Below are 25,415 nucleotides of genomic sequence, written 5' to 3' on the forward strand. Positions count from 1 at the left end.
GAAAAAACGTACGAAGAGAAAATATTTTTCAGAAAAATTTCTTTTTAAAAAATGTAGTGTTCTATAAAGTAGTAGATTGTGCTACTATTGAAAGTAATGGCAAGATAGAATATTTAAAGGAGATGATAAAGTGAAGTTAATGTGGCATTACACCATGCGCTACAAAAAATATTTGGTGTTGAATTTTATTTGTGTGTTCGGCTTTATTCTGATCGAACTAGGTCTACCAACTATTTTAGCACGCATGATCGATGTTGGAATCCTCAACGATGATTTTGACTATGTGAAACAACAAGGACTATTGATGATCGTGATCACTGTGATCGGGATCATAATGAATATATTTTTAGGTTATTTTGGGTCAAGGATCACGACGAATATCGTTGCAGACATTCGTGATGATCTGTTCAAACATATCCAAACGTATTCACATCAAGAGTATGAAACACTAGGCGTATCATCATTGATCACTCGTACGACCAATGATGCGTATCAAATCATGTTGTTTCTACAAAATATTTTAAGAATCGGTTTTATGGCACCGATGATGTTTGTTGTTAGTTTGTATATGGTTATGCGAACAAGTCCATCTCTTGGTTTATACGTGATTGGTGCATTACCATTCTTATTATTAGCTGTTGTTGGGATTGCTAAATTTTCTGAACCTTTATCAAAAATCCAACAAAAGAATTTAGACAGAATCAATAGTATCTTACGTGAAAACCTATCAGGTCTACGCGTTATCCGCGCGTTTGTAAATGAAAAATTCGAAGAAAAAAGATTTGAAAAAGTCAACGAGAACTATGCTTCAAGTTCTAAAAGTCTCTTTCGCTTAATGGCAGTTGCCCAACCTGGCTTTTTCTTTTTATTCAATATCGTGATGATTTTGATTATTTGGAGTGGCACGCTACAAATTGCAGATGGACAGTTGCAAGTAGGGAATCTAATTGCTTTTATTGAATATATTTTCCACGCGTTGTTTTCATTTATGTTGTTTGCGAGTGTGTTTATGATGTATCCGCGAGCAGCAGTCTCTGCTAGTCGTATCCAAGAAGCTTTAAATGCTACGCCTGCTATTGTTGAAGATCCAAATGGCATAGCGGAAACAAAAACGAAAGGCTACATTGAATTTAAAAATGTGACCTTCGCTTACCCTGGACATTCGCAAGAACCAGTGATCCGTAACGTCAGCTTTACTGCTTCACCTGGCGAAACAGTGGCATTTATTGGTAGTACAGGTAGTGGGAAGTCTACATTGATCCAATTGATTCCACGTTTTTATGATGTTACTCATGGTGAGATCCTGATTGACGGTGTAGATGTGCGTAAGTACAAGTTGAGTAAACTAAGACAAAAAATCGGGTTTATTCCACAGAAAGCACTATTGTTTACTGGGACGATCGCTGAAAACTTGAGATACGGAAAAGAAGATGCAACGCAAGAGGAAATGGAACGTGCGGCTGATATTGCGCAGGCGACTGATTTTATTTCTAAAAAAGCGGACGGTTATGATGAACATCTTTCTGAAGGTGGCGCAAACTTCTCAGGTGGGCAGAAACAAAGGTTAGCCATTGCTCGGGCAATCATCCGCCGACCAGAAATCTATATTTTCGATGATAGTTTTTCAGCACTTGATTATCAAACGGATGCAAAACTTCGTGCAAGATTGAAAAAAGAAACAACTGAATCAACCGTATTGATTGTTGCCCAACGTGTGGGTACTATCATGCACGCCGATAAGATCATCGTATTAAATGAAGGAGAAGTAGTAGGTATGGGCACGCATCGTGAACTACTAGAAAATTGTCCGATTTATTACGACATTGCCGCTTCTCAATTATCGAAGGAGGAACTAGCATGAAAAAAACCTTCGCTTCTTTTAAACGTTTAGCTCGCTATATCCGTCCTTACCGATTGACGTTTATCTTAGTGCTACTATTTACATTTTTAACGGTGGCTTTCAATGCGGCATTGCCTTATGTCGTCGGGCTTCCAACAACAGAAATCAGCAAAAATCTAGTGAATAATGAGGCAATCAATTTTTCTTATATCATCAACTGTTTGATTTGGATCGCGGTGGTTGGTACCGGTTATAGTATTTCTCAATTGCTTTCTGGGGTATTGATGACAAATGTTGTTCAGAGTGCCATGAAAGACTTGCGTAGAGATATTGAAGAAAAAATCAATCGTTTGCCGGTTTCTTATTTCGATAAAAATCAACAAGGAAATATTTTATCTCGTGTAACGAATGATGTAGATGCAGTTAGTGGCGCCTTGCAACAAGCCTTTATCGGTATTGTCAATGCTATTTTGGGCATCACGATGGCAGCAGCGATGATGTTTTATATCCAACCGGTCATGGCGTTGATTTCAATGATCATGATTCCAGCGTCAATTTGGATATCTAAACGAGTGATCAATGCTTCTCAAAAATATTTCCAAGAAATGCAAAATTCTTTAGGTGAATTAAATGGCTATGTTCAGGAAAACATGACTGGATTCAGTGTGTTAAAAGTATACGGTCGTGAGAAAGAAACATTTGAAGGATTTCATAAGGTCAACCATAGCTTGAAACATTTTGGGTTTCGAGCAGCCTTTATTTCTGGATTGATGATGCCGTTAGTACAATTAACTGCCTACGCTACGTATATCGGTATGGCAGTTTTAGGAAGCTTTTATGTAATTTCTGGAGTCATTGTGGTTGGGCAATTACAAGCCTTTATCCAATATATTTGGCAAATCAGCCAACCAATGGGTAATGTGACGCAATTATCCTCCGTATTGCAAAGTGCATCCGCAGCCACGAAACGGGTATTTGAGATTTTAGATGAACCTGAGGAAAAAGAAAACAAGACCGATGTTCCTTTGCCAGAAACGATCCATGGAAATGTTTCGTTTGAACATGTCGATTTTGCTTATGATCCGAAGAAACCTTTGATCCAAGACTTGAACTTTGAGGTGAAAGCTGGACAAATGGTGGCAGTTGTCGGACCGACGGGCGCTGGGAAAACAACATTGATCAACTTATTGATGCGTTTTTATGATGTGACGCATGGCGCGATCAAAATTGATGGTATTGATACGAAAGCGATGAGCCGAAGTGATGTTCGTTCCATGTTTGGGATGGTACTGCAAGATGCTTGGTTGTACGAGGGAACGATTGCCGACAACATTCGTTTTGGTAAATTAGATGCAACGGATTATGAGATCGTTGATGCAGCGAAAACAGCGAATGTCGATCATTTTATCCGAACGATGCCTGATGGTTATGAAATGGAGATCAATTCAGAAGGAGATAATGTCTCGTTGGGACAAAAACAATTGCTGACGATTGCTCGTGCGGTTGTTTCCGATCCGAAGATATTGATTCTGGATGAGGCGACTAGTTCCGTTGATACGAGACTTGAAGCGTTGATCCAAAAAGCAATGGATAAAGTGATGGAAGGACGAACGAGTTTTGTGATCGCTCACCGTCTATCAACGATCCGTGAAGCCGATCTGATCTTAGTGATGGATCAAGGTCAAATCATTGAAAAAGGAACACATGAAAGTTTATTAGCAAAAGGCGGTTTCTATGAGAAACTTTATAACAGCCAATTTGCTGAAGCAGCGGAATAATGACAAGAGGTTTCTAGGGGCGAACAGCCTTCTAGGACCTTTTTTCTTCAATAAATGAAAAGAGGGAAAAAGATGGCAAGGTTTATAGCAGATAATGCGACGGTTATCGGTGATGTAGAATTAGGAGAAGATGTCACAGTTTGGTACCAAGCAGTGGTTCGTGGCGACAGCAATTGGATCAAGATCGGCAAAGGAACCAATATACAAGACGGAACAGTCATACACGTTGATCATGATGCACCAGTTGAGATCGCTGAAAATGTCACAGTCGGACACCAATGTATGCTGCATGGTTGTAAAATCGAAAAGGGTGCGTTGATCGGTATGGGAGCGACTGTTTTGAACCATGCAGTCATCGGTGAGAATAGTTTGATCGGAGCAGGCTCACTTGTGACAGAAGGAAAAATCATCCCACCGAATGTTTTAGCTTTTGGTCGACCAGCCAAGGTAATCCGTCCGTTAACAGAAGAAGAAATCCAAAAAAATAAACAGAATATCACACATTATATCGAAATGGGACAAAAACATGCAGATGGATTCTTCAAAGAATGGCAACAATAGTTTTAACACATGTTTTTACAGCAAAAAAAGAAGGTCTGTCATCCAAGGATGAAGGCCTTCTTTTTTGATCTTGATAGGTTGATTAGCTTAATGAAGCACTGTTTTCCATGACTTCATCGATCAAGCCATATGCTTTGGCTTGTTCAGCAGTCATATAGTTGTCACGATCTGTGTCTTTTTCAATCACTTCGATTGGTTGACCAGTACGTTCCGCTAAGATTTTATTCAAACGTTCGCGGGTTTGTAAGATATGACGTGCAGCGATTTCGATTTCTGTTGCTTGTCCTTGTGCGCCACCAAGTGGTTGGTGGATCATGATTTCAGCATTTGGTAAAGCAAATCGTTTTCCTTTTGTTCCGGCAGTCAATAAGAAACTTCCCATTGAAGCAGCCATCCCCATAACGATTGTTTGGACATCTGCTTTGACAAAATTCATTGTGTCATAGATGGCCATTCCAGCAGTCACAGAACCACCAGGTGAGTTGATATAGATGTAAATGTCTTTTTCAGAATCTTGTGCATCTAGAAATAGCAATTGTGCGATGATTGAGTTTGCTAAATCATCTGTTACTTGTCCACTCAACATGATGATGCGGTCTTTCAATAAACGTGAGTAAATATCGTAGGCTCTTTCCCCACGTGAGGATTGTTCAATAACTGTAGGAATTAAATTCATAATAAGGTTCCTCCTTGATTTGTTTAGAAATAGTGTAACATAAATTGATTTTGATTACCTACAAAGTAGTATACATTTTTGGTCAATAAAGGTCAAATGAAAAAACTTTCCGAGAGCTAGTCTCATAAAGTGAGTTTATGTTATGATAAAAAAGAAATCAATAAGAAGGAGGAACCGTAATTGGTAATTGCTATCACAGGTTTTATCGGTGTATTAGTAGGAGCAATCTTAGTCTACTTAGGGATGGCGATCCAAATGCGTCATCTTGAGAATAAAGAGCAACGTAGACGCGAATTGGAACTGAAAGTCAAAGAAATCGAAACATTGAATCAATTAAATAAAAAAATCAATGAGATTCTCCAAAAGCGTGCGAGCTTGTTGGAAGAATATGTCAGCTTTGATGCTTTTGACGATTGTTATATCACAATCGATGACTTTGCGTATTTGCAATCATTTTCTGCACAAAATAATTTTTATTTACCAAATTACATTTTAGATGAATTATTCCAAAATATCGCTCATCGCAAAGTGATTCTTTCACCGGATGAAACGATGAAGATCGGCGGCTATGCTTACAAAGGTGGGCGTGTCATTTTGGAAAATTTCACAGATAATTTGACCGCAATGATCAATGAGAAAAAATCCCAGTTGAAAAATACAACGAGACAACCAATCGGCTTTTTCTCAAAAGATGATGTGTGGAGCTAAACAAAACATATTGTTTACTCAAGGATAAGAGAAACTAAACATTTTGATAAAGTAAAAGTTTGGGCACTTACAATGAGTCCAAGCTTTTTCTTTTTTGTTCCTGTGGTAAAATAGGGATGATCGGAGTGAGGACTATGGTACAGATTTATGCACATCGAGGAAGTAAAGGAACCCATCCGGAAAATACATTGCCCGCCTTTTCTGAAGCAGTAAGAGTGGGGGTGGATGGGATCGAGCTAGATGTCCATCTTAGTAAGGACGGTCAACTGATTGTTATCCATGATGAAACCGTTGATCGAACAACCAATGGAAAAGGCCTTGTTCGAGAAAAGACTCTCGAAGAGCTGAAAAAATTGAATGCAGGCAGTTGGTTTAGTAAAGATTTCCCAGCAGCGAAAATCCCTGCGCTAAAAGAAGTACTCTCGCTACTTCTCCAAAAAAATTATCGAGGAACATTGATGATCGAAATCAAAACGGACAAGTATGAGTATGAAGGGATCGAAGCACAAGTATCTGAACTTATGACAAAAAATGAGTGGCCGTTTCGTCATGCTTATTGTAGTTTCAACCTTCGTTCCTTAGAACGTTTATCCGTCATCGAACCAGACGCACAACTGGATCTTTTAATGAGTGATTCAATGAAAAAATTAGATCTAGCTAAGACCTTACCTTTTATTGAAGGTCTTCACCCTAAAGCAACTTGGGCATTTGCGCATCCTCAGGAAATACAGGAGTTTCCAAAGCGTATTCGTCTTTGGACAGTCAATACGACAGAAGAGCTTGAAAGAGGATTAAAGGAACCTGTGGATGCACTCATCACAGACTTTCCTGAACGTGCTTGGTATGTTAAACAATTAATGAAAAAGTAGGAGCCATATGGAAAAAGTATTAGTGATCGTAGGACCCACAGCAGTTGGTAAAACAGCGTTAAGTGTGACACTTGCCCAAAAATTCAACGGCGAGATCATCAGTGGAGATTCCTTACAAATTTATAAACATCTGGATATCGGTACGGCAAAAATCAAGCCAACTGAAATGATGGGGATTCCTCATCATTTGATTGATGTGATTGAGCCAGACCAGCAGTATTCGGCAGCGGATTTTCAACAGGCAGGTCGCAAGTTGATCAAGGAAATCACCGAAAGAGGACATTTGCCGATCATCGTTGGTGGCACCGGTTTATATATTCAATCGTTATTGTACGATTTTCAATTAGGAGCAAATGAAGAAACGGATGCTACTGTTCGAGAGAAATATGAAAAAATGGCTGAAGAACTAGGAAAAGAAAAACTTTGGGCTTATTTGAATGAACGCGATCCGCTTGCAGCGGGGAAAATCCATTGGAATAATCAGCGAAAAGTGATTCGCGCATTAGAAGTATTTGAGACAACAGGCTATAGTATCATGGCACCGAAAGATAGACCTGAGTGCTTGTATGATTATTATATGATCGGTCTGGATACGGAGCGTGAGTTCCTTTATAGTAGAATCAACCAACGAGTGGATCAAATGCTCACAGAGGGATTGATTGCAGAAGCAAGAAAGGTCTATGAATTAGGGGCGGTTCAAGCCAGTCAAGGGATCGGCTATAAAGAATTCTTTCCTTATTTTGAAGAAAACATCACTCTAGATGAGGCAGTCGAACAAATCAAATTGAACTCTCGGCGCTATGCCAAACGACAACTGACTTGGTTTCGTAATCGTTTGACGGCGCATTGGTTCGATCTCTTGAAAAAACCGACAGATCTAGCAGAGATCGAAAATGCCATCGAAGGTTGGCTGAAAGAGGTGGGAACATGAGAGAAGCAAAAGAAAAAGTAATCATTGTTGGTGTAGAAACGGAAGAAAATCAGCGATATTTTGCTGAATCAATGAAAGAATTGGAACAATTGATCGATACAGCAGCTGGTGAAGTCGTATATAGACTCACGCAAAAACGACCGCAAGTGGATCGTCAAACGTTGATCGGTAAAGGAAAGCTTCAAGAATTGACCCAATTAGCAGATGCTTATGAGGCAGATCTTGTCATATTCAACCACGAATTGACTCCGCGTCAAAGTCAGCTGATTACCGATGCGGTAGGGGCGCCGGTCATTGATCGAGTCCAATTGATCTTGGATATCTTTGCGATGCGTGCGCGATCTAAAGAAGGGAAACTGCAAGTCGAATTGGCGCAATTGCAATACCTACTACCTCGTCTCGCTGGACAAGGTGAGTCGCTTTCTCGTCTTGGTGGTGGGATCGGTACAAGGGGACCAGGAGAAACGAAACTGGAAACGGATCGTCGGCATATCCGCAACAAGATCTTAGGCGTAAAAAGAGAGCTAAAAGCAGTGGAGGCCCATCGAGAACGTAATCGGCAAAAAAGACAAAGTAGCGAAGTGTTTCAAATTGGTTTGATCGGTTACACAAATGCGGGTAAATCAACAATCCTTAATTTATTGACGCAAGCTGAATCATATGCGAAAGATCAACTATTTGCCACCCTTGATCCGCTGACGAAAAAATGGCGTTTTGCGGAAGGATTCGAATTGACTGTAACGGATACCGTTGGTTTTATCCAAGATCTGCCCACCCAGTTGATTGATGCGTTCCATTCAACCCTTGAAGAAAGTCAAGGGATGGATCTCTTGCTTCATGTTGTCGATGCAAGTTCTTCTGATCGAATCTTGCAAGAACAAACAGTTTTAAAGTTGATGGACGAGTTAGATATGAAAGAAATGCCTGTATTGACTGTCTATAATAAATCAGACCAGATCGACACAGCAGGATTTACACCGACTTTATTTCCGAATGTCTTGATTTCTGCTCAGACACAAGAGGGGAAAGAACGCTTGATCGAGGCCGTCAAACGGCAATTGATGGAGTTGATGCTTCCTTATACGAAAATTGTGCCAAGTGATCAAGGACAAACATTAAGTGAGTTGAGACGGCAGACACTTGTATTAGATGAACACTTCATTGAAGAACAAAATAGCTATGAAGTACGTGGGTTTGCGAATAAAAATTCAAAATGGCTAAAAAAAGATGAGTTATTTTAAAAATGAAATAATAAGAAAAAACGAGCTTGATCGACTTCATATAGAAGTGGATCAAGTTTTTTTATAAAAAAAACTGCTCCTTATGTAAGAAAACCTAACATGGGAGGTTGACAGTCTTTTTTGTGATTGGTATACTTTATTCAATTGATAGGACGAAAGGAGACGTCAGATGGGAGAAAAGGAATTACGTCGTTCAATGTCAGTATTTCCAATTGGTACAGTTATGAAACTAACAGACTTGACTGCTCGACAAATCAGGTATTATGAAGAACAGGAATTTGTTCATCCCGAGCGAAGTGAAGGAAATCGACGCATGTATTCATTGAATGATATCGATATTCTATTAGAAATCAAGGATTATCTTTCAGAAGGATTGAATATGGCTGGAATCAAACGGGTCTATGAAATGGCACAGGCGAAAAAACAAGAAGAAAAAAGTAAAAAACCGCTGACCGATCACGACGTTCGTCAAATTTTCCGTGATGAGATATTAGCTCAAGGTGGGTTAGCCAAAACAGGACATTATCAGTCACAAGGCTTGCAACAACGTCAATACTTTGACTGAATGAAATAAAAAAAAGAAAGAGGGATACCATGGTAAAGAAACAAATCACAGGCGAAGAAATTAAACGAATCATTGAGGATGAGAACGTACGCTTTTTACGTTTGATGTTTACAGATATATTAGGAACAATCAAAAATGTTGAAGTTCCAGTGAGTCAAATCGACAAAGTACTTGAGAATAAAATGATGTTTGATGGTTCTTCGATTGAAGGATTTGTCAGAATCGAAGAAAGTGATATGTACTTGTATCCTGATCTTTCTACTTGGATGATTTTCCCATGGGAAAGCGACCACGGCAAAGTGGCGCGCCTGATTTGTGACATTTATAATCCAGATGGTACTCCATTTGCTGGTGACCCTCGTGGCAATCTGAAACGTTCATTAAATGATATGAAAAAACTTGGCTTTACCTCATTCAACTTAGGGCCTGAACCAGAATTCTTCTTGTTCAAATTAGATGAAGATGGTGGCATCACTACGACGTTGAATGACAAAGGTGGTTACTTTGATTTTGCACCAACGGATCTAGGCGAAAATTGCCGTCGAGATATCGTATTGGAATTAGAAAGCTTAGGTTTTGAAGTGGAGGCTTCTCACCATGAAGTGGCTCCTGGACAACACGAGATCGACTTCAAATATGCAGATGTCGTGGATGCTTGTGACAATATCCAAACGTTTAAATTAGTCGTGAAAACCATTGCTCGTAAACATGGCTTGCATGCGACTTTCATGCCAAAACCATTATTCGGGATCAACGGTTCTGGAATGCACTGCAATATGTCTTTATTCAATGAAGATGGAAATGCCTTTTACGATAAAGACGGAGATTTAGAATTAAGTCAAACTGCGTATCATTTCTTAGGTGGCTTACTGAAACATGCGCGTGCGTATACAGCGGTCTGCAATCCAACGGTCAACTCTTATAAACGTTTAGTTCCAGGCTACGAAGCACCTGTTTACGTGGCATGGAGTGGACGTAATCGTTCGCCATTGGTACGTGTACCGGAATCTCGTGGTTTATCCACTCGTTTAGAATTACGTTCTGTCGATCCAGCAGCGAACCCATACCTAGCAATGGCTGTTTTACTACAAGCAGGTTTAGATGGTATCCGTAATGAATTGACACCACCACCGGCTGTTGATCGTAACATCTACGTGATGAACGAAGAAGAACGTGAAGAAGCGCAAATCCAAGATCTTCCATCAACGATCCACAATGCCATCAAAGAATTGCGCAAAGACAAAGTGATGATCGATGCGTTAGGCAATCATATCTTTGCAAACTTTGTGGAAGCAAAACGTCTGGAATGGGCTGCCTTTAGACAAACCGTTTCTGAATGGGAAAGAGAACAATATTTAGAGCTTTACTAATAAAATCCCGTTAAATCAAAGAAAAGTATAGAAGAGGTCGTGACAGAAGTGTTCAGCCTCGAGAAATAAGGCGCTATCCACGAAAATTGTTCTTCAAATTTTTGTGGATGGCGCCTTATTTCCAAAGAGGTTACTTCTGTTTCTGCCGTTTATTCGGTTTTAGGTGGTACAAGAGGACTAATGTCTCAGACGCTTTTTTTCTTCATCACTGGAGTGTGAATTTTTGGCCTTGTGGCTCGCTTGCAGTGGATCCTGAGAAAAGTTTCCTATTACCTGCTTTGATAGAGTATGGAAAGGAGTAAAAAGGGTGACATCCAAATAAAATTTTCCTATAAAGCGATTATTTGATCGTTTATGAGATTTTTTGTTCCAACTATTTCGATATATATAGTAATATTTTTTTCACTATTTTTATTCCGTTTCATAGGACTTAATGTATTGACGTCAGTGAAAGTGCTTTTATCCATCAAGTAGGTATAAACGTAATTGAATACTTGACTTTCGTTTAGATAGCTTGTAATATACACCTTGGGCACCCTTTTAGAGGGTCAGAAGTTTACAGAAATCAACGCTCCCTATTCTTTAGAAGGATAGGGAGCCTTATTTATTTTCTTAGACTTTTCCTGCAGATAAAACAAGAAGGAGTTTTTGAACATATGACAAAATACATTTTTGTGACAGGCGGCGTGGTTTCATCGATTGGTAAAGGGATCGTAGCAGCATCTTTAGGCCGTTTGTTGAAAAATCGTGGATTGAAAGTAACGATCCAAAAATTTGATCCATACATCAACGTGGACCCAGGAACAATGAGTCCATACCAACACGGAGAAGTTTTCGTTACAGATGATGGAGCAGAAACGGATTTGGACTTAGGCCACTACGAACGTTTTATTGACATCAACTTGAACAAATACTCCAATGTGACGACAGGAAAAATTTATTCAGAAGTCTTGCGTAAAGAACGTAAAGGGGAGTACTTAGGCGCAACTGTCCAAGTGATTCCGCATATTACGAATGAAATCAAAGAAAAAATCATGCGTGCAGCTAAAATGACTGACTCAGATATCATTATTACAGAGGTCGGCGGCACAGTTGGGGATATTGAATCACTGCCATTCTTAGAAGCATTGCGTCAAATGAAAGCTGATGTTGGCTCTGATAACGTGATGTATATCCATACAACGTTGATTCCTTATTTAAAAGCGGCTGGTGAAATGAAAACTAAACCAACACAACATAGCGTGAAAGAGTTACGTGGATTAGGTATCCAACCAAACATCTTAGTCGTGCGCACAGAGCAACCAGTATCTCAAGATGTCAAAAATAAATTGGCACAATTTTGTGACGTTGAACCAGAAGCAGTAATCGAATCACCAGACGTAGATACACTATATTCAATCCCGTTATTATTGCAATCACAAGGAATGGATCGGATCGTTTGTGATCATTTGAAGCTTTCAACACCAGAAGCAGATATGACCGAATGGAAAGCATTAGAAAATCGTGTCTTGAACTTGAAGAAAAAAGTTCGCATTGCTTTAGTAGGGAAATATGTTGAATTACCTGATGCGTATATCTCAGTTGTTGAAGCATTGAAACACTCAGGTTTTGCGTTTGATGCGGATATCGAATTGGATTGGGTAAAAGCCCATGAGTTAACGAGTGAAAATGTGGATGAACGATTGAAAGAGGCCGATGGGATCTTAGTACCAGGTGGTTTTGGTGATCGAGGAATCGAAGGGAAAATCGAAGCCATTCGTTATGCTCGTGAAAATGATGTCCCATTCTTAGGAATTTGTTTAGGGATGCAAATGGCGTGTGTTGAATTTGCACGTAACGTTGTAGGTCTAGAAGACGCTGCTTCAGCAGAAACGATTCCAGAAACTGCAAACAACATCATCGACTTGATGGCAGATCAAGAAAACATTGAAAATCTTGGTGGAACATTACGTTTAGGGCTTTACCCATGTAAAGTCAAAAAAGGCACGACTACTGCTACAGCTTATGATGGGGCAGAAGTGGTTCAAGAACGTCATCGTCATCGCTATGAATTCAACAATAAATACCGTCAACAATTTGAAGAACATGGCTTAGTCTTCTCAGGTGTATCTCCAGACAATCGTTTAGTTGAGATCGTTGAGATCACAGATAAGAAATTCTTTGTTGGTTGTCAATTCCATCCAGAATTGATTTCACGTCCAAACCGTCCGCAAAAATTGATCAAAGCATTTGTTGGTGCTTCGTTAACGGAACGCGAATCAAAATAAAAAATACTAGGAATTGATCCGTCAAAATCAGCGAGTGTCAAATTATTAGAATTGTTATTAATAAATATTTTAAATGTTTATAGAGAACCTTTTACCTACGATATTTCGGTGGATTTTATTTATTTAATGAAAAAAGCGTCTTGAAAATTTTCATTTTTATTGATTTTAGTAGAAAACTAGTGAAATGTTTGGTAAAATAGGTTCGTTGGTTAAGGATCATCTTAACAAATTTAGTTTTCACAAAATTTAGGAGGAATTTATTATGCCAGTAGTATCAGGAGCTGAATTTTTACAAGCTGCTCGTAAAGGCGGTTATGCTGTCGGCGGGTTCAACACAAACAACTTAGAATGGACTCAAGCGATCTTAGAAGCAGCTGAAGCTAAAAAAGCACCAGTACTTATCCAAACTTCAATGGGTGCAGCTAAATACATGGGTGGTTACAAAGTATGTAAAGACATGATCACTAATTTAGTTGAATCAATGAACATCACTGTTCCAGTGGCAATCCATTTAGACCACGGTGACTACGATGCTGCATTAGAATGTATCGAAGTTGGCTATACTTCAGTTATGTTCGATGGTTCTCATTTACCATTCGAAGAAAACTTGAAATTAGCTAGAGACGTTGTTGAAAAAGCTCACGCTAAAGGAATCTCAGTTGAGTGTGAAGTTGGTTCAATCGGTGGAGAAGAAGATGGAATCATCGGAACAGGTGAATTAGCAGACATCGAAGAATGTAAACAAATGGTAGCAACAGGTATTGACTACTTAGCATGTGGTATTGGTAACATCCACGGTCAATATCCAGAAAACTGGAGCGGATTAGCATTTGATCACTTACAAGCAATTGCTGATGCTGTAGGTTCAGATGTACCTTTAGTATTACACGGCGGATCTGGTATTCCTCAAGATCAAATCGAAAAAGCTATCTCAATGGGTATTTCTAAAGTAAATGTGAACACTGAATTCCAATTATCATTTGCTGCAGCAACTCGTGAATATATCGAAGCTGGTAAAGACCGCGAAGGTAAAGGATTTGACCCTCGTAAATTATTAGCACCAGGTAAAGCAGCAATCGTTAAAGATGCTGAATCTCATATCGACTGGTTCGGTTCTGCTAACAAAGCATAATCGATAAAAGTTAGATCGAACGAGATAACTGATAGAAGAGAACAATGTGCCGATCCGGCGATTGTTCTCTTTTTTTATTTAAATAAAAGGAACGATACTCGTTTCTTCGTTTCATCTATGATAAAATACAAGCATATGTATAAAATTTGAGGAATAAACAAGGTGGGGAACAAATGAAAAAAATAATCATCGAAGGAAATCGTCCATTGACTGGTGAAGTAACGATCAGTGGTGCTAAAAATAGTGCAGTTGCCTTGATACCAGCAGCGATTTTAGCAGATTCTCCTGTGATCTTGGAAGGTGTACCTGACATTCAAGATGTTCATTCATTGATAGAAATTTTAGAAATCATGGGCGCAACTGTCCGTTTTGAAAACAATGTATTAGAAATCGATCCACGTGGTGTCGTTTCAGTACCGATGCCAAGTGGGAAGATCAATAGCTTGCGTGCTTCTTACTATTTTATGGGCACCTTATTAGCTAAATTTGGCGAAGCAGTTGTTGGTCTACCAGGCGGCTGTTACCTTGGTCCGCGTCCAATCGACCTTCATATCAAAGGGTTTGAAGCGTTAGGAGCAAAAGTCACAAATGAACATGGTGCGATGTACTTACGAACAGAAAACAAAACGCTTAATGGAAATCGTGTGTTTATGGATGTGATTTCTGTTGGTGCAACGATCAATATCATGTTAGCAGCAGTGAAAGCAAATGGACAGACGACAATCGAAAATGCGGCGCGAGAACCTGAAATCATTGATGTTGCGACATTATTGAACAATATGGGTGCCAAGATACGTGGAGCAGGTACTGACGTGATTCGTATTGAAGGAGTAGAAGAACTGCATGGCTGCCGCCATTTCATGATTCCTGACCGTATCGAAGCAGGGACTTATTTGGCTGTAGCTGCTGCCGCAGGAAATGGCGTAAAAATCAAGAATGTGATCTATGAGCATCTTGAAAGTTTTATTGCTAAACTTCAAGAAATCGGTGTGAGCATGAAAATCAGTGAAGACGAGATCGAAGTTTATCCTTCAAAGAATTTAAAAGCCGCGAATGTGATGACTTATCCGTATCCAGGTTTTGCCACAGACTTACAACAACCGTTGACACCGTTATTATTGATGACTACTGGAACTGCTGAGATCGTGGATACGATCTATTCGAAGCGAGTGAATCATGTTCCTGAATTAGCACGAATGGGTGCTGATATCTCAGTAGAAGGTAATATGATCATCCTGAATGGGCCGAATAAACTCCATGGCGCTGAAGTTGTTGCTTCAGATCTACGCGCAGGGGCTTGTTTAGTGATTGCAGGATTGATGGCAGAAGGCACGACAACGATTTATAATGTCGAATATATTTTGCGTGGTTATGATCATATCATCGAGAAATTAACAGCAATCGGAGCAAGTATCAAAATGGTGGAGGAAGTGGAAGCCGAATGAGCGATTATTTGACAATGGCCGAACTGGAAAACAAAACACTAAAAGATGTTTACAGTTATGCAAAAGAATTCAAGATTCCTTATTACAGTAAGATGAACAAAAAGGAATTATCCCTAGCTGTTATTCGAGCTCAGGCTGAAAAACAAGGCTTTTACTATATGGAGGGGATTTTAGATATCGTTGGACAAGACGGCTATGGTTTTTTGCGTCCGATCAACTATGGTCCAAGTGTCGAAGATATTTATATCTCTGCCTCCCAAATTCGTCGCTTCAGTTTAAGAAACGGTGACAAAGTAGCTGGTAAAGCAAGACCGCCTAAAGAATCAGAACGATATTACGGATTGATGCACGTTGAAAGTGTCAATGGGAGAGATCCTGAAGATGCGAAAGAGCGCCCGCATTTCCCAGCATTGACGCCGCTTTATCCGGAGAAGCAACTTCGTTTAGAAACGACACCGCAACAAATTGCAACACGCATGATCGATATTTTCTCGCCGATTGGCTTTGGACAACGTGGGTTGATCGTTGCACCGCCGAAAGCAGGAAAAACATCCATCTTAAAAGAAATCGCTAATGGGATCACTGAAAATCATCCAGAAGTGGAGTTGATCGTTCTATTGATCGACGAAAGACCTGAAGAAGTAACCGATCTTGAGCGTAGTGTCAAAGGCGATGTGGTTTCTTCCACATTTGATCTGCAACCACAAAACCACACGCGGGTTTCTGAATTGGTTTTAGAGCGTGCCATGCGTTTAGTTGAAGATAAACGGGATGTCGTCATCTTGATGGACAGTATCACTCGCTTAGCTCGTGCTTATAATCTAGTGGTACCACCAAGTGGTCGTACATTGAGCGGAGGAATCGATCCTGCAGCATTGTACAAACCGAAAAAATTCTTTGGCGCTGCCAGAAATATTGAAGAAGGCGGTAGCTTAACGATTTTGGCTACGGCATTAGTTGATACTGGGAGTCGGATGGATGATGTCATCTACGAAGAATTCAAAGGAACAGGGAACTTAGAATTACAACTATCTCGTGAATTATCAGAACGCCGTATTTTCCCTGCCATCGACATCAAAAAATCAGGTACTCGTAAAGAAGAGTTATTGATGGATAGTGATCAGCTAGAAGAAATCTGGAAACTCCGTAAGCATATGATTGGCGACTCATTAGAATATACGGAACAATTGATCCGTTTCTTGCGAAAAACTAAAAATAACCAACAATTTTTTAAAGATTTCCAAGATGTTTCTTTTGGCAAAAAAAATCCCACAAGAAATTTAAAAAGATAATTGCAAGCTTATAGGAAACATGGTAAGATGTAAATGTTGTAAATCGACAAATCAACTCTGGTTCAGCAAATGAAGCAGGGCAAAGGAGCGAATAGCATGAAAGAAAATATCCATCCAGATTACCATCCAGTCGTATTTTTGGATTCTACAACTGGTTTCAAATTCTTGTCAGGTTCAACAAAAACTTCACAAGAAACAGTTGAATGGGAAGACGGTAATACATACCCAGTCATCCGTGTCGAAGTAACTTCTGACTCACATCCATTCTACACTGGACGTCAAAAATTCACACAAGCAGACGGACGTGTGGACCGTTTCAACAAAAAATACGGTCTCAAAGACGAAAACGCTGCAGAATAATCAAACCATTGTTAAGTCAAGGTTTAACAGACTATCCTATCAGGATAGTCTGTTTTTTGCTTTTGATCTTTTGTAAATACCAATGTACCACTCATGAAAACAGCAAAACGATTTACTGTTTCTTCTGATCACTGGTTGGCTGTTAACGAAGAATTCTAAACATTAGGTTTATTCGCTTGGTATACAGAAGTACGTGTTAATTTCCTACGTTTTCAAAAATAATAATAGGTTTATGAATTAAGTTTTTTAATGTGTAGATGTATGCTCAGAATCTTTTTCCAAATAAAGAATATTCTGCAAGTAACGATGATTCAGCATTCGACATCAGAAGAAAAGATACTTGCTGTCGAATGCATATCAGACGCGGACATTCCAGAGATAAGAAAAATCTATTTGCTTAAACATTCTAAAACTGTTTCTATCAGAGGCTAGGTCATTCAAGTAGTCTGTTTTTTTATTATATAGGCAAAATATACAAAACATGGTTATTCTTTCCTTATTTTTTTAAATCATTGTTTGATAAGGATAGTGATATAAACAGCAATTTTATAGGTAATTATCAGTTGAAGCATAAATAAAATAAATTTTTTTTCATTTTTTTTAGATGTGATGAAAAATTGGTAAATAACATATTCTTTCAGATGTTATAGTTATTTTGTAATAAAAATTAATTTTAGGGGAGTTATTTTAAAAATGAAGAAAAGTTTATTATTTAGCGCTGCACTGTTAGGGATAGTTATGTTTTCTGATATAACTACTGCAGATGAAGTTATTCATTCGAGGGATAATGAAAAAGCTACCATATCTGCAATCGTACAAACAAATCAAAATATTTCTACTAAACTGGAACTCAAACAGAGTGAGAATCTAAATACATATAGATCAACTATTTTAGATAATCCATTTGGTCCGAGTACTAATCAATCGACCGGAATATATAAGCGTGGGAATGATGTGATCGAGATATACGTAGATGAATCAACTGATCAAACACAACTGCCGACATATACAGTTACTACACCTGCTTTAACGAGTTTTTCGGAAGGGTCGGCAAATGGAACACAACTGGTTAAGGGACGTAATGTGATTTCTGGTTCGCAAGTCGGTCTGATCCACATTCGAAATGAATCTGGTCAAACAGCGCAAGGAAAACTAAGTATTGAAATCAAAGGTGGGATAAAGATTCCTCGGTTTATTCTTGGTAAAACAACCCAGCAGGAATGGACAAAAATGATTGCCGATAATCCGACAGCAGTAGGCTATGAACTAGTCAGTGACCGTGTGTTAGTGACAGGATCGAATCGAACACTCCAGGATGCAAAGGATCCTGAGACGATTCTTAATGCACATGAGAAAGTCATTACATTCCATAATCAAACGTCTGGTTTAGATGGTAGTTCTGCTGTCCATCGAAAGCCAGTTGGTTTGTTCCAGCATTTGCGAGAAACCATTCAGTCTGGCTATTATATGTATGCTTTTTATCAACATACAGCTTATAACAGCACCTCAGATGCAATGAGAGCAGTACTGAATCCTACGACTATCGGACAATGGGGAATTTGGCATGAACTTGGTCATACGTATCAATTATCACGAATGAATTGGAAAGACTTGACGGAGGTCACAGTAAATATTTATTCTCTGCGCGCAGAAAAAGGACTGAGCGAGCGTAGTCGTCTAGAAAGAGATAATCGTTATCCAACTATTTTCAACTATTTGAATGGAACAGGACAGAAACAATTTGATGACCAGGATATCTGGACAAAATTAGGAATGTTCTGGCAATTGGAATTAGCATTTGGTGAAGATTTCTATCCTAATTTACATAAAATGTATCGAAATGAACAACGCGCCCTTCCTACGGAACAAGATAAACGTCAGTATTTTGTCGTTGCGGCTTCAAAAATCAGTGGTCAGAACTTACAACCTTTCTTTGAAAAATGGGGTATTCAAGTAACTGCTGAAAGTCGACTTGAAATGGAAAAACTACCAAGCTTGACTAAAAAAATCTGGGAGTATCGAGATGAGATGACAGGTGAAGTAGGAGATATCGATGGTGGTACGAACAATAATGACAAAGAAGCACCGACGATTCCATCAGATCTTGCGGCGAATGAGGTAACAAGTCATTCTGTCAAATTAACATGGAATCCATCATCAGACAACACAAAAGTCAAAGGGTATAATGTTTATCGGAACAACGTAAAAGTGGGAACAACGGATAAGCCAGAGTATTTAGATGAAAATTTAAAGAGTAACGAAGTATATGTGTATCAGGTGAGTGCTTATGATGAAGCAGGTAATGAATCAGCAAAAACGGGCTTCTTGACGGTTGTTACACGACAAGAAGAAAAAGATGACGAAGCACCAAGCATCCCTACAGGTTTGACACAAGGCACTGTTACTACAAATACCGCACAGATCACTTGGACTGCTGCGACAGATAATTTACGTGTGGCTGGCTACAATATCTATCGTGATGGGGTGAAAATCAATTCAGTAACAGGCTTGAATTTCACCGATACAAATCTAGCAAGCAATACTAGCTATACTTATCAAGTCAGTGCTTATGATGGAGCAGGTAATGAGTCAGGAAAAAGTCCGGCAGTGATAATCAAGACCAATGAGCAAAATGTTATTCAAGATACTTGGCGCAGTGACCAAATTTACACAGCAGGAGATTTAGTGATTTATAACGGCATCCAATACCGTGCTAAATGGTGGGTCAGAGGTGAACGTCCTGATACATCTCAGGCATGGGAGAAAGTAGATAAAACACAAACAGAAGAATGGAGAACAATCAAAGCATATTCTGGTGGTGACCGAGTCGTCTACAAAGGAAAGACCTATGAAGCAAAATGGTGGAATACCAATAGCAATCCCGAAACAAGCAGTGTCTGGGTATTGAAATAATAAGTTACAACAAATCAGTTTCGCTAGAATGAAAAAACAGTAATGAAAAATAGCACCTACTTCTTTCTTTAAGGAAAGTAGGTGCTGTTTTTATGAAATAAAAGAAGTTGACTCAAACTTACTTTAAGTATTTCTCAAATTAGTTAGATAGTGGTGTCTATCTTGGTGTTCCAGTTTCTAAAGCCTGTTCTTTTGCTAATTCATTTTTATCATAAATCTTAACAAATGGATAATACATGAAAATGGAAAGAATGATCAATAAAATGTTCAATACGGCTGCCCGCCAGTCACCACCTGTAGCTAAGTAAGCACCAATAGGACCAGGGAGCGTCCATGGTGCGGTGATGGTAACAGCACTGACTAAACCTAGTTTAGTCGCAAACCAAGCGATGGTTGCGCAAACCATTGGAGCAAAGATAAACGGAATGATCAGTGTTGGATTCAATACGATCGGTACGCCAAAGATAACTGGCTCATTGATATTGAAAATAGAAGGAGTGATGATTGCTTTACCTAATTTTGAAGCATATTTTGATTTGGCTGTGAAGGCAAGCAGAATCGCTAAACCGATCGTACAACCTGCGCCACCGATCCAAACAAACCATTGATAAAAAGGTTCAGCTGCAATATTGGGTAAAGCCTCACCAGCTGCTGCTGCAGTTGTATTGGATTCTAAGATCTGCAACCATAAGGGGCGAGCAAGTGAACCAATGATGGATACGCCATGGATACCGAATGCCCAGAAAAAAGTGATTAGAAAAATCAGCAACAAGACACTCGGCAACGTATCGGTTGCGCTGATCAAAGGGCTGACAATTTTTGAAACGGCAGTGTGCCAATCAAAGCCGATGTAATAGCTGATCGATGCCATGACTAAAATCACGATCAAGGTTGGCGTTAATGCTTCGAAAGAACGAGCGACCGCAGGAGGTACTTGCTCAGGCATTGTGATTTTAAATTTCGATTTATCCGTCAAACGATACACTTCGACTGCAAAAATTGAAGTAATGATTCCGACAAACATCCCACCACCGCCAAGATTGGCCATAGGCAAAACAAAACCAGAAGTACCAGCAGCTTCCGCAGCCTCAAGAGGAATATTGACAGGGATAAAGGTCAACAAAAAAGCAATCGTAGCGAGTAACCCACCAGAAACAACATCTAGTTTATAGGTTTTGGCTAAACTGGCACCGATGCCAAATGTCGCATATAGAGACATGATATACATGGTCATGCGATAAGGTAATAAAATAGTTGCTGCATTTTCGGACAAGAACTGATAGATCCCCCAACTGGGCGGTAAGGGCGGAAAAGCAATGATCAAGAAAAACGAACCGACGATAATTAGTGGCAATGTAGCTATGATCCCATCACGTATGGCACGTAAATGTCTTTGGTTGGCAATTGTAGCCATTGGACCTGCCAAATAACGCTCAATGATTTCTGTAAACTTTGTTAACATATTGACACTCCTTTTTTATCGATAGAATTTAGAAGATGATGCCTTGATACAACCATAGATAAGCGACGAACATCAGACAGACTGTAGCGATAAGAAATGTTCGGATACATCCTTTAGTAAAACCTGTATTAGTTGAAATAAAATAATAATTGCCAGTGATGACAGCAGCTAAAGAGGGAGGAAGAAAGAGAAAGACACCCAGTCGAACTTCCCAGTGCAATAAATAGAATAAATAGGGAATGAAGATACCACTGACGATACAAGCAAGAAGCAAGTAACAAGCCGATTTCATCCCAAAATGAATGATTGATGGAACTGTTTCTTTATTATTCATGGTGAGACCTCCTTTTGTTCGTTTGAAACGCTTTCATAAATCAAGTATACATTTATGAAATTAAAAATCAATATATTTATCTATCTAACGTAATTTTATTTCTATACCTATGAAGTATGGACAAGTGTGTAAGTATTTGATGAAAGAATCAAAAAATATGGATCAGATAGAGGGAGTCCCTCATAATCTGATCCATGTTTTGGTTTGTGTTCTGTTTTCGTTTAATTAAAAACTTCGGCCGCCGCCGCCAAAGGTACCGCCACCACTCGAATGAGTCGTGCTGCCACCACCACCGCTTCCTGGGGGTGGCGCTTTAGGGATACGACGAGTCGTGACAAAGGAGTTCGTTAAACGATCTGTTTTGTCCGTCAATTTGATACTTGCCTTTTCACGAAATGGGTATTTATATGTCCCGGATTTCAATTGGTATCGTGAGGCGGTGATCATATAAAAAGCGATGCTTAAGATAGCTGCCAAAGCCACCGCAATCACTATTTCGACGGTAGTCAAAACTTTATACCGAGTGATTTTACCTGTGGCTTCATCTATACGATAATGACCGCCAGGCACTCCTTCATCTACATAAGTAGAAGCTTTGGTCAAATAGGCTTGGGCTGCTGCATAATAGTTTGCATTCGTCATCTGATCATAGACATCATCTAAAATCGAATCGATCCGGCGATCCGTCAAATAGTCAATCATATTTCCAGAAGTGGAGATATAGATTTCTCGTTGCCCCATATCTAAAAGTAAAACAGAACCATTTTGATCATTTCCTATTGCGGTTTTTAAATAGTTGTCAGCGAAGTCTCTAGGTTCTGCAGTATTTGAGGTAGTCGTGACAATAAATACTTGTCCTTTGATCTTGTCATTGATTTCTTTCGCTTGTTGGCTCAGTGTGTTGACTTGTTCGCTTGTAAATAAATTCGCCTCGTCATTGATTGTTGGGGTAGCGGCTCCTACGATCGGTGTCCACAGTAAACTAATGGCTAATAAAAAGAAAATGGAGAGACTTTTTTTACTCATCATATCAAATAGCCTCCAATCATAAAGAGGATCGCTAAAACAGTGAATATCCCGAAAGAGGTCAAAGCGAGTTTTTTATGACTGATCGGTAATACACCGCTAACTTTACCCGTTTGGCCATTCATTGCATAATAATAGACTTTCTTGTTAGAATCGTTGCTACGGTAAGTAACAAGCCAGACCGGTAACAAGACATATTCATTTTTTTCGCCAGTGATTTCTGCAGAAGCACGTACTCCGGTCAAAGTAGTATAGCCATTGGCTGTATCTCGCAACAATTTTTCGGAATAGTCACGTAACTCATTTTGGATATCTGCTTTGATTGCTTGGTACTCAATGTCACGTTTCTCTGCTTGGAATCCAGCGAGATATTGACTTTTGAATCCGATAGCTTTAGCTAAAGGAAATGGTTGGACAGCTTCCACCATTTTTTGTTGAGTATTTTTTGACAAAGCATTTTTTACTAATTCTTTGAAGAAAAGCTTTCCTTCACGGTGTACGGCATATTGTTTTGTTTCGGTATACTCGATATCACCGACACGCCAGATTCTGACAACTGTACCGTTGGCTTGTAAAGAACCATCTAGTTCAGCGTCGGTTGCCCAATATGGGAAATAAACGCCAGTTAATTTGTCGATTTGCTCCTGATTGAAAAATGCTTTTGGTACAAACCATTTTTTCTTCGTCCATGCGAGAAACTGTTTAATTGCTTCTTCTTTTTCTACAGAAAAAGGCAGAACTTTATTTGGTAAGAAGTCACCACTTAGTCGTCCGGATAGCACGACTGGATTATGACAGTAGTAACAATAGGTAGCAGCTGTAGTGGCTTCTGTGACGATTTCTGCACCGCAGTTTGGACATAAAAATAGTTCCATGTTGCTTTGTTCGTCAGTAGCCGTCTGTTCAGCTGTTGCCTCTGTATCAGTCATTCCACCAGCATCGGCAAATGCTTGACGTTCTGTTTCATCCATTTGATCGAGCTGTTCTTCTGCTGTAAAGGTGAACTCATCCGTTGCAACTGGTTGATCTTGAGTCCCATTGATGTCGCGGGCCGCTTTTTGTTCCTCTTCATATTGACTGACTTCTGCTTCTGTATAAATATTTAGGCAATAGTCGCAATGAAATTTTTGATCTTTTGGATCGAAGGTCAATGGTCCGCCACAATTGGGGCATTTATGTGTTAAAGCATCCATTCAGGCACCCCTTTCAACTAGTCGAGTGGGATACCTTTGAATGGTTTTCCACAATTTGGACAAAACTTAGGAATTCCATTTGAAAGATCCACTACTTCATGACATTCGCTACATTTCATTTCAAGCTTTGGTTGGCTATTTGCCACTGGTTTTGCAGCACCACAGTTTGAACAGAATTTCCCGGTGTTTTCGGTACCACAGACAGGGCAAGTCCATGTATCGTTAGTACCTTGAGCTGTTTGTTGGTTTTGTTTTTCTTGTTGTTGCTTGATTTGTTCTTGATTATTTTGTGCGGACTGAGCTAAGTAGGAGCCATTGGCATTCATGCCCATTCCCATACCCATAAAGCCAGTCATCGCACCGGCATCATTTTTACCTGCAGCTTCCATCCCACGAGCAATCGAACCTTGCACATAGCCCTCACGGACACTAGGATCACCTAACATGGCACCTTCATTGCGCATGTTGATGAGTTTGACCGAATCATCTGTGTAAGAGATGCTAGCAACTGCGACAGAAACAATCTCCATCCCACGAAGCTCACGCCAGGAATCGTCTAACGCTGTGCCCATATATTTGCTTAGTTCTAAACTTTTTGATGGGACATAGGAAATACGTTGCCCATCAGCAGACATTTGGTTGATCGCTGATTGAAGAGCAGTCAAGAATTCTGCTAAATATTGTTCATTGATATCTGCAATTTCAACTTGCGTCTTATTTTTAGGAATTGCATTTGTATAGAATAAGATTGGATCGGTGATATGGATAGAGTACGTTCCATGCGCACGTAAGAATAATTCTGCATTATAGAAATTATCAAAGTAATTTAATGGCGCGCTTGTGCCAAATTTGATTCCTTTGATCTCTTGTAGATTGATATAGAATACTTGTTGTTTTTGTGGAGTTACGCCACCAAATTTAAAGCGGTCAAAGGTTTCAGCGATTGCACCTTTCAATGAACCATTGAACATGGAAGGGGCAGCATCGTTTTTGATCGTATAATAGCCTTCTTCAGCTGTGTAATCGATGATTTTTCCACCATCTACCAAAAGCATCATCATGTTCGGATAGACATGAACGACTGTGCCATCTGTCAATACATCTTCTGTACCTTTTCGATTGGATCCTCTTTTATCGTCTTTACGTACCTTGACACCTTTTGTCATGACTGTGGTGTCGCTCATATTGTCTGGTTCAATGACTTCGATCCATTGATCTGCTAATCCGCCGCCGATCATGCTAGTTGCTGCTTTAATAAGTCCCATAAAAAGTCCTCCCTGTGAGCAAGTATTTTTTTACTACGTATATGTTTGTATTATACCATAGGAGACTGAAAATGCTCTCAGTCGAAAGATGTAGAAAACCAGAGCACCTATTTCCCACATTCAGCCATACGTTTTAGAACTGAACTTTTTTTCAGAATCTGGATAAATACTGTTCAAGGCGCAACTC

The 25,415-nt window shown here is 39.5% G+C and carries 21 protein-coding genes; 15 read left to right on the forward strand and 6 right to left on the reverse strand.

Annotated elements, in window-relative coordinates; translation table 11 throughout:
• The first annotated feature begins 130 nt into the window (after positions 1 to 130).
• The 3 genes from efrA to HZ311_RS11710 all read left to right on the forward strand — a co-directional run bounded on the left by efrA (position 131) and on the right by HZ311_RS11710 (position 4,179).
• Positions 131 to 1,861: a multidrug efflux ABC transporter subunit EfrA gene (efrA, locus tag HZ311_RS11700; RefSeq protein WP_010736073.1), complete on the forward strand. Its 1,731-nt coding sequence runs from the start codon at positions 131 to 133 to the stop codon at positions 1,859 to 1,861.
• Positions 1,858 to 3,618, forward strand: a complete 1,761-nt coding sequence (gene efrB, locus HZ311_RS11705; RefSeq protein WP_062805557.1) for a multidrug efflux ABC transporter subunit EfrB — start codon at positions 1,858 to 1,860, stop codon at positions 3,616 to 3,618. The genes efrA and efrB overlap by 4 nt, the downstream gene beginning before the upstream one ends.
• Positions 3,619 to 3,690: 72 nt before the next feature.
• Entirely contained in the window at positions 3,691 to 4,179 is a 489-nt protein-coding gene (locus HZ311_RS11710; protein WP_010736071.1) for a gamma carbonic anhydrase family protein, read from the forward strand.
• Between the two features lie 82 nt (positions 4,180 to 4,261).
• On the opposite strand, the gene clpP is transcribed toward HZ311_RS11710, so the two are convergent.
• Entirely contained in the window at positions 4,262 to 4,855 is a 594-nt protein-coding gene (gene clpP, locus HZ311_RS11715) for an ATP-dependent Clp endopeptidase proteolytic subunit ClpP (RefSeq protein WP_010736070.1), read from the reverse strand.
• 243 nt (positions 4,856 to 5,098) lie between these two features.
• On the opposite strand from clpP, the gene HZ311_RS11720 reads away from it, so the two are divergent.
• The 12 genes from HZ311_RS11720 to HZ311_RS11775 all read left to right on the forward strand — a co-directional run bounded on the left by HZ311_RS11720 (position 5,099) and on the right by HZ311_RS11775 (position 19,948).
• Positions 5,099 to 5,563, forward strand: coding sequence for a hypothetical protein (locus tag HZ311_RS11720; protein WP_371740687.1), 465 nt, complete (start codon positions 5,099 to 5,101; stop codon positions 5,561 to 5,563).
• Between the two features lie 134 nt (positions 5,564 to 5,697).
• Positions 5,698 to 6,432 carry a glycerophosphodiester phosphodiesterase gene (locus HZ311_RS11725; protein WP_010736068.1) on the forward strand — a complete coding sequence of 245 codons (735 nt, stop codon included), beginning with the start codon at positions 5,698 to 5,700 and terminating at the stop codon, positions 6,430 to 6,432.
• Positions 6,433 to 6,439: 7 nt separating this feature from the next.
• Positions 6,440 to 7,363: a tRNA (adenosine(37)-N6)-dimethylallyltransferase MiaA gene (miaA, locus tag HZ311_RS11730; protein WP_010736067.1), complete on the forward strand. Its 924-nt coding sequence runs from the start codon at positions 6,440 to 6,442 to the stop codon at positions 7,361 to 7,363.
• The gene (gene hflX / locus HZ311_RS11735; RefSeq protein ID WP_010736066.1) at positions 7,360 to 8,604 is read left to right on the forward strand and encodes a GTPase HflX; all 1,245 of its coding nucleotides are present in this window, start codon (positions 7,360 to 7,362) and stop codon (positions 8,602 to 8,604) included. The genes miaA and hflX overlap by 4 nt, the downstream gene beginning before the upstream one ends.
• A 169-nt stretch (positions 8,605 to 8,773) precedes the next feature.
• Complete coding sequence (locus tag HZ311_RS11740; protein WP_010736065.1) at positions 8,774 to 9,169, forward strand: MerR family transcriptional regulator; 396 nt, start codon at positions 8,774 to 8,776, stop codon at positions 9,167 to 9,169.
• 29 nt (positions 9,170 to 9,198) lie between these two features.
• Entirely contained in the window at positions 9,199 to 10,539 is a 1,341-nt protein-coding gene (gene glnA, locus HZ311_RS11745; RefSeq protein WP_010736064.1) for a type I glutamate--ammonia ligase, read from the forward strand.
• A 656-nt stretch (positions 10,540 to 11,195) separates the two neighbouring features.
• Entirely contained in the window at positions 11,196 to 12,806 is a 1,611-nt protein-coding gene (locus tag HZ311_RS11750) for a CTP synthase (protein WP_010736063.1), read from the forward strand.
• 262 nt (positions 12,807 to 13,068) lie between these two features.
• The gene (locus tag HZ311_RS11755; protein ID WP_010736062.1) at positions 13,069 to 13,938 is read left to right on the forward strand and encodes a class II fructose-bisphosphate aldolase; all 870 of its coding nucleotides are present in this window, start codon (positions 13,069 to 13,071) and stop codon (positions 13,936 to 13,938) included.
• 173 nt (positions 13,939 to 14,111) lie between these two features.
• Positions 14,112 to 15,383, forward strand: a complete 1,272-nt coding sequence (locus HZ311_RS11760) for a UDP-N-acetylglucosamine 1-carboxyvinyltransferase (RefSeq protein WP_137072045.1) — start codon at positions 14,112 to 14,114, stop codon at positions 15,381 to 15,383.
• Positions 15,380 to 16,675: a transcription termination factor Rho gene (gene rho / locus HZ311_RS11765; RefSeq protein WP_010736060.1), complete on the forward strand. Its 1,296-nt coding sequence runs from the start codon at positions 15,380 to 15,382 to the stop codon at positions 16,673 to 16,675. The genes HZ311_RS11760 and rho overlap by 4 nt, the downstream gene beginning before the upstream one ends.
• 96 nt (positions 16,676 to 16,771) lie before the next feature.
• Positions 16,772 to 17,035: a type B 50S ribosomal protein L31 gene (locus HZ311_RS11770; protein WP_010736059.1), complete on the forward strand. Its 264-nt coding sequence runs from the start codon at positions 16,772 to 16,774 to the stop codon at positions 17,033 to 17,035.
• A 693-nt stretch (positions 17,036 to 17,728) separates the two neighbouring features.
• Positions 17,729 to 19,948, forward strand: a complete 2,220-nt coding sequence (locus HZ311_RS11775) for a M60 family metallopeptidase (RefSeq protein WP_023519263.1) — start codon at positions 17,729 to 17,731, stop codon at positions 19,946 to 19,948.
• A 157-nt stretch (positions 19,949 to 20,105) separates the two neighbouring features.
• On the opposite strand, the gene HZ311_RS11780 is transcribed toward HZ311_RS11775, so the two are convergent.
• From HZ311_RS11780 to HZ311_RS11800, 5 genes are all read right to left on the reverse strand, one after another.
• On the reverse strand, positions 20,106 to 21,410 hold the full coding sequence (locus HZ311_RS11780) for a PTS sugar transporter subunit IIC (RefSeq protein WP_023519264.1): 1,305 nt from the start codon (positions 21,408 to 21,410) through the stop codon (positions 20,106 to 20,108).
• Between the two features lie 28 nt (positions 21,411 to 21,438).
• Positions 21,439 to 21,744, reverse strand: a complete 306-nt coding sequence (locus HZ311_RS11785; protein ID WP_010736056.1) for a hypothetical protein — start codon at positions 21,742 to 21,744, stop codon at positions 21,439 to 21,441.
• Between the two features lie 225 nt (positions 21,745 to 21,969).
• A complete protein-coding gene (locus tag HZ311_RS11790; RefSeq protein WP_023519265.1) occupies positions 21,970 to 22,773 on the reverse strand; it encodes a TPM domain-containing protein in 804 nt (267 codons plus the stop codon).
• Complete coding sequence (locus HZ311_RS11795; protein WP_023519266.1) at positions 22,770 to 23,963, reverse strand: TFIIB-type zinc ribbon-containing protein; 1,194 nt, start codon at positions 23,961 to 23,963, stop codon at positions 22,770 to 22,772. The genes HZ311_RS11790 and HZ311_RS11795 overlap by 4 nt, the downstream gene beginning before the upstream one ends.
• A 17-nt stretch (positions 23,964 to 23,980) precedes the next feature.
• Entirely contained in the window at positions 23,981 to 25,228 is a 1,248-nt protein-coding gene (locus HZ311_RS11800; RefSeq protein WP_010736053.1) for an SPFH domain-containing protein, read from the reverse strand.
• Between the last annotated feature and the right edge of the window lie 187 nt (positions 25,229 to 25,415).

It is taken from the genome of Enterococcus mundtii (assembly GCF_013394305.1).
GTDB lineage: Bacteria > Bacillota > Bacilli > Lactobacillales > Enterococcaceae > Enterococcus_B > Enterococcus_B pernyi.

Excerpts from the sequence above, each read along its gene's own strand:
- rho (WP_010736060.1), top strand. The coding sequence starts at position 15,380 with ATGAGCGATTATTTGACAATGGCCGAACTGGAAAACAAAACACTAAAA.
- HZ311_RS11795 (WP_023519266.1), bottom strand. The coding sequence starts at position 23,963 with ATGGATGCTTTAACACATAAATGCCCCAATTGTGGCGGACCATTGACC.
- HZ311_RS11725 (WP_010736068.1), top strand. The coding sequence starts at position 5,698 with ATGGTACAGATTTATGCACATCGAGGAAGTAAAGGAACCCATCCGGAA.
- HZ311_RS11790 (WP_023519265.1), bottom strand. The coding sequence starts at position 22,773 with ATGATGAGTAAAAAAAGTCTCTCCATTTTCTTTTTATTAGCCATTAGT.
- HZ311_RS11800 (WP_010736053.1), bottom strand. The coding sequence starts at position 25,228 with ATGGGACTTATTAAAGCAGCAACTAGCATGATCGGCGGCGGATTAGCA.
- HZ311_RS11760 (WP_137072045.1), top strand. The coding sequence starts at position 14,112 with ATGAAAAAAATAATCATCGAAGGAAATCGTCCATTGACTGGTGAAGTA.
- HZ311_RS11780 (WP_023519264.1), bottom strand. The coding sequence starts at position 21,410 with ATGTTAACAAAGTTTACAGAAATCATTGAGCGTTATTTGGCAGGTCCA.
- HZ311_RS11785 (WP_010736056.1), bottom strand. The coding sequence starts at position 21,744 with ATGAATAATAAAGAAACAGTTCCATCAATCATTCATTTTGGGATGAAA.
- hflX (WP_010736066.1), top strand. The coding sequence starts at position 7,360 with ATGAGAGAAGCAAAAGAAAAAGTAATCATTGTTGGTGTAGAAACGGAA.
- HZ311_RS11740 (WP_010736065.1), top strand. The coding sequence starts at position 8,774 with ATGGGAGAAAAGGAATTACGTCGTTCAATGTCAGTATTTCCAATTGGT.
- HZ311_RS11770 (WP_010736059.1), top strand. The coding sequence starts at position 16,772 with ATGAAAGAAAATATCCATCCAGATTACCATCCAGTCGTATTTTTGGAT.
- HZ311_RS11755 (WP_010736062.1), top strand. The coding sequence starts at position 13,069 with ATGCCAGTAGTATCAGGAGCTGAATTTTTACAAGCTGCTCGTAAAGGC.
- HZ311_RS11750 (WP_010736063.1), top strand. The coding sequence starts at position 11,196 with ATGACAAAATACATTTTTGTGACAGGCGGCGTGGTTTCATCGATTGGT.
- clpP (WP_010736070.1), bottom strand. The coding sequence starts at position 4,855 with ATGAATTTAATTCCTACAGTTATTGAACAATCCTCACGTGGGGAAAGA.
- miaA (WP_010736067.1), top strand. The coding sequence starts at position 6,440 with ATGGAAAAAGTATTAGTGATCGTAGGACCCACAGCAGTTGGTAAAACA.
- HZ311_RS11775 (WP_023519263.1), top strand. The coding sequence starts at position 17,729 with ATGAAGAAAAGTTTATTATTTAGCGCTGCACTGTTAGGGATAGTTATG.
- glnA (WP_010736064.1), top strand. The coding sequence starts at position 9,199 with ATGGTAAAGAAACAAATCACAGGCGAAGAAATTAAACGAATCATTGAG.
- HZ311_RS11720 (WP_371740687.1), top strand. The coding sequence starts at position 5,099 with ATGGCGATCCAAATGCGTCATCTTGAGAATAAAGAGCAACGTAGACGC.
- efrB (WP_062805557.1), top strand. The coding sequence starts at position 1,858 with ATGAAAAAAACCTTCGCTTCTTTTAAACGTTTAGCTCGCTATATCCGT.
- HZ311_RS11710 (WP_010736071.1), top strand. The coding sequence starts at position 3,691 with ATGGCAAGGTTTATAGCAGATAATGCGACGGTTATCGGTGATGTAGAA.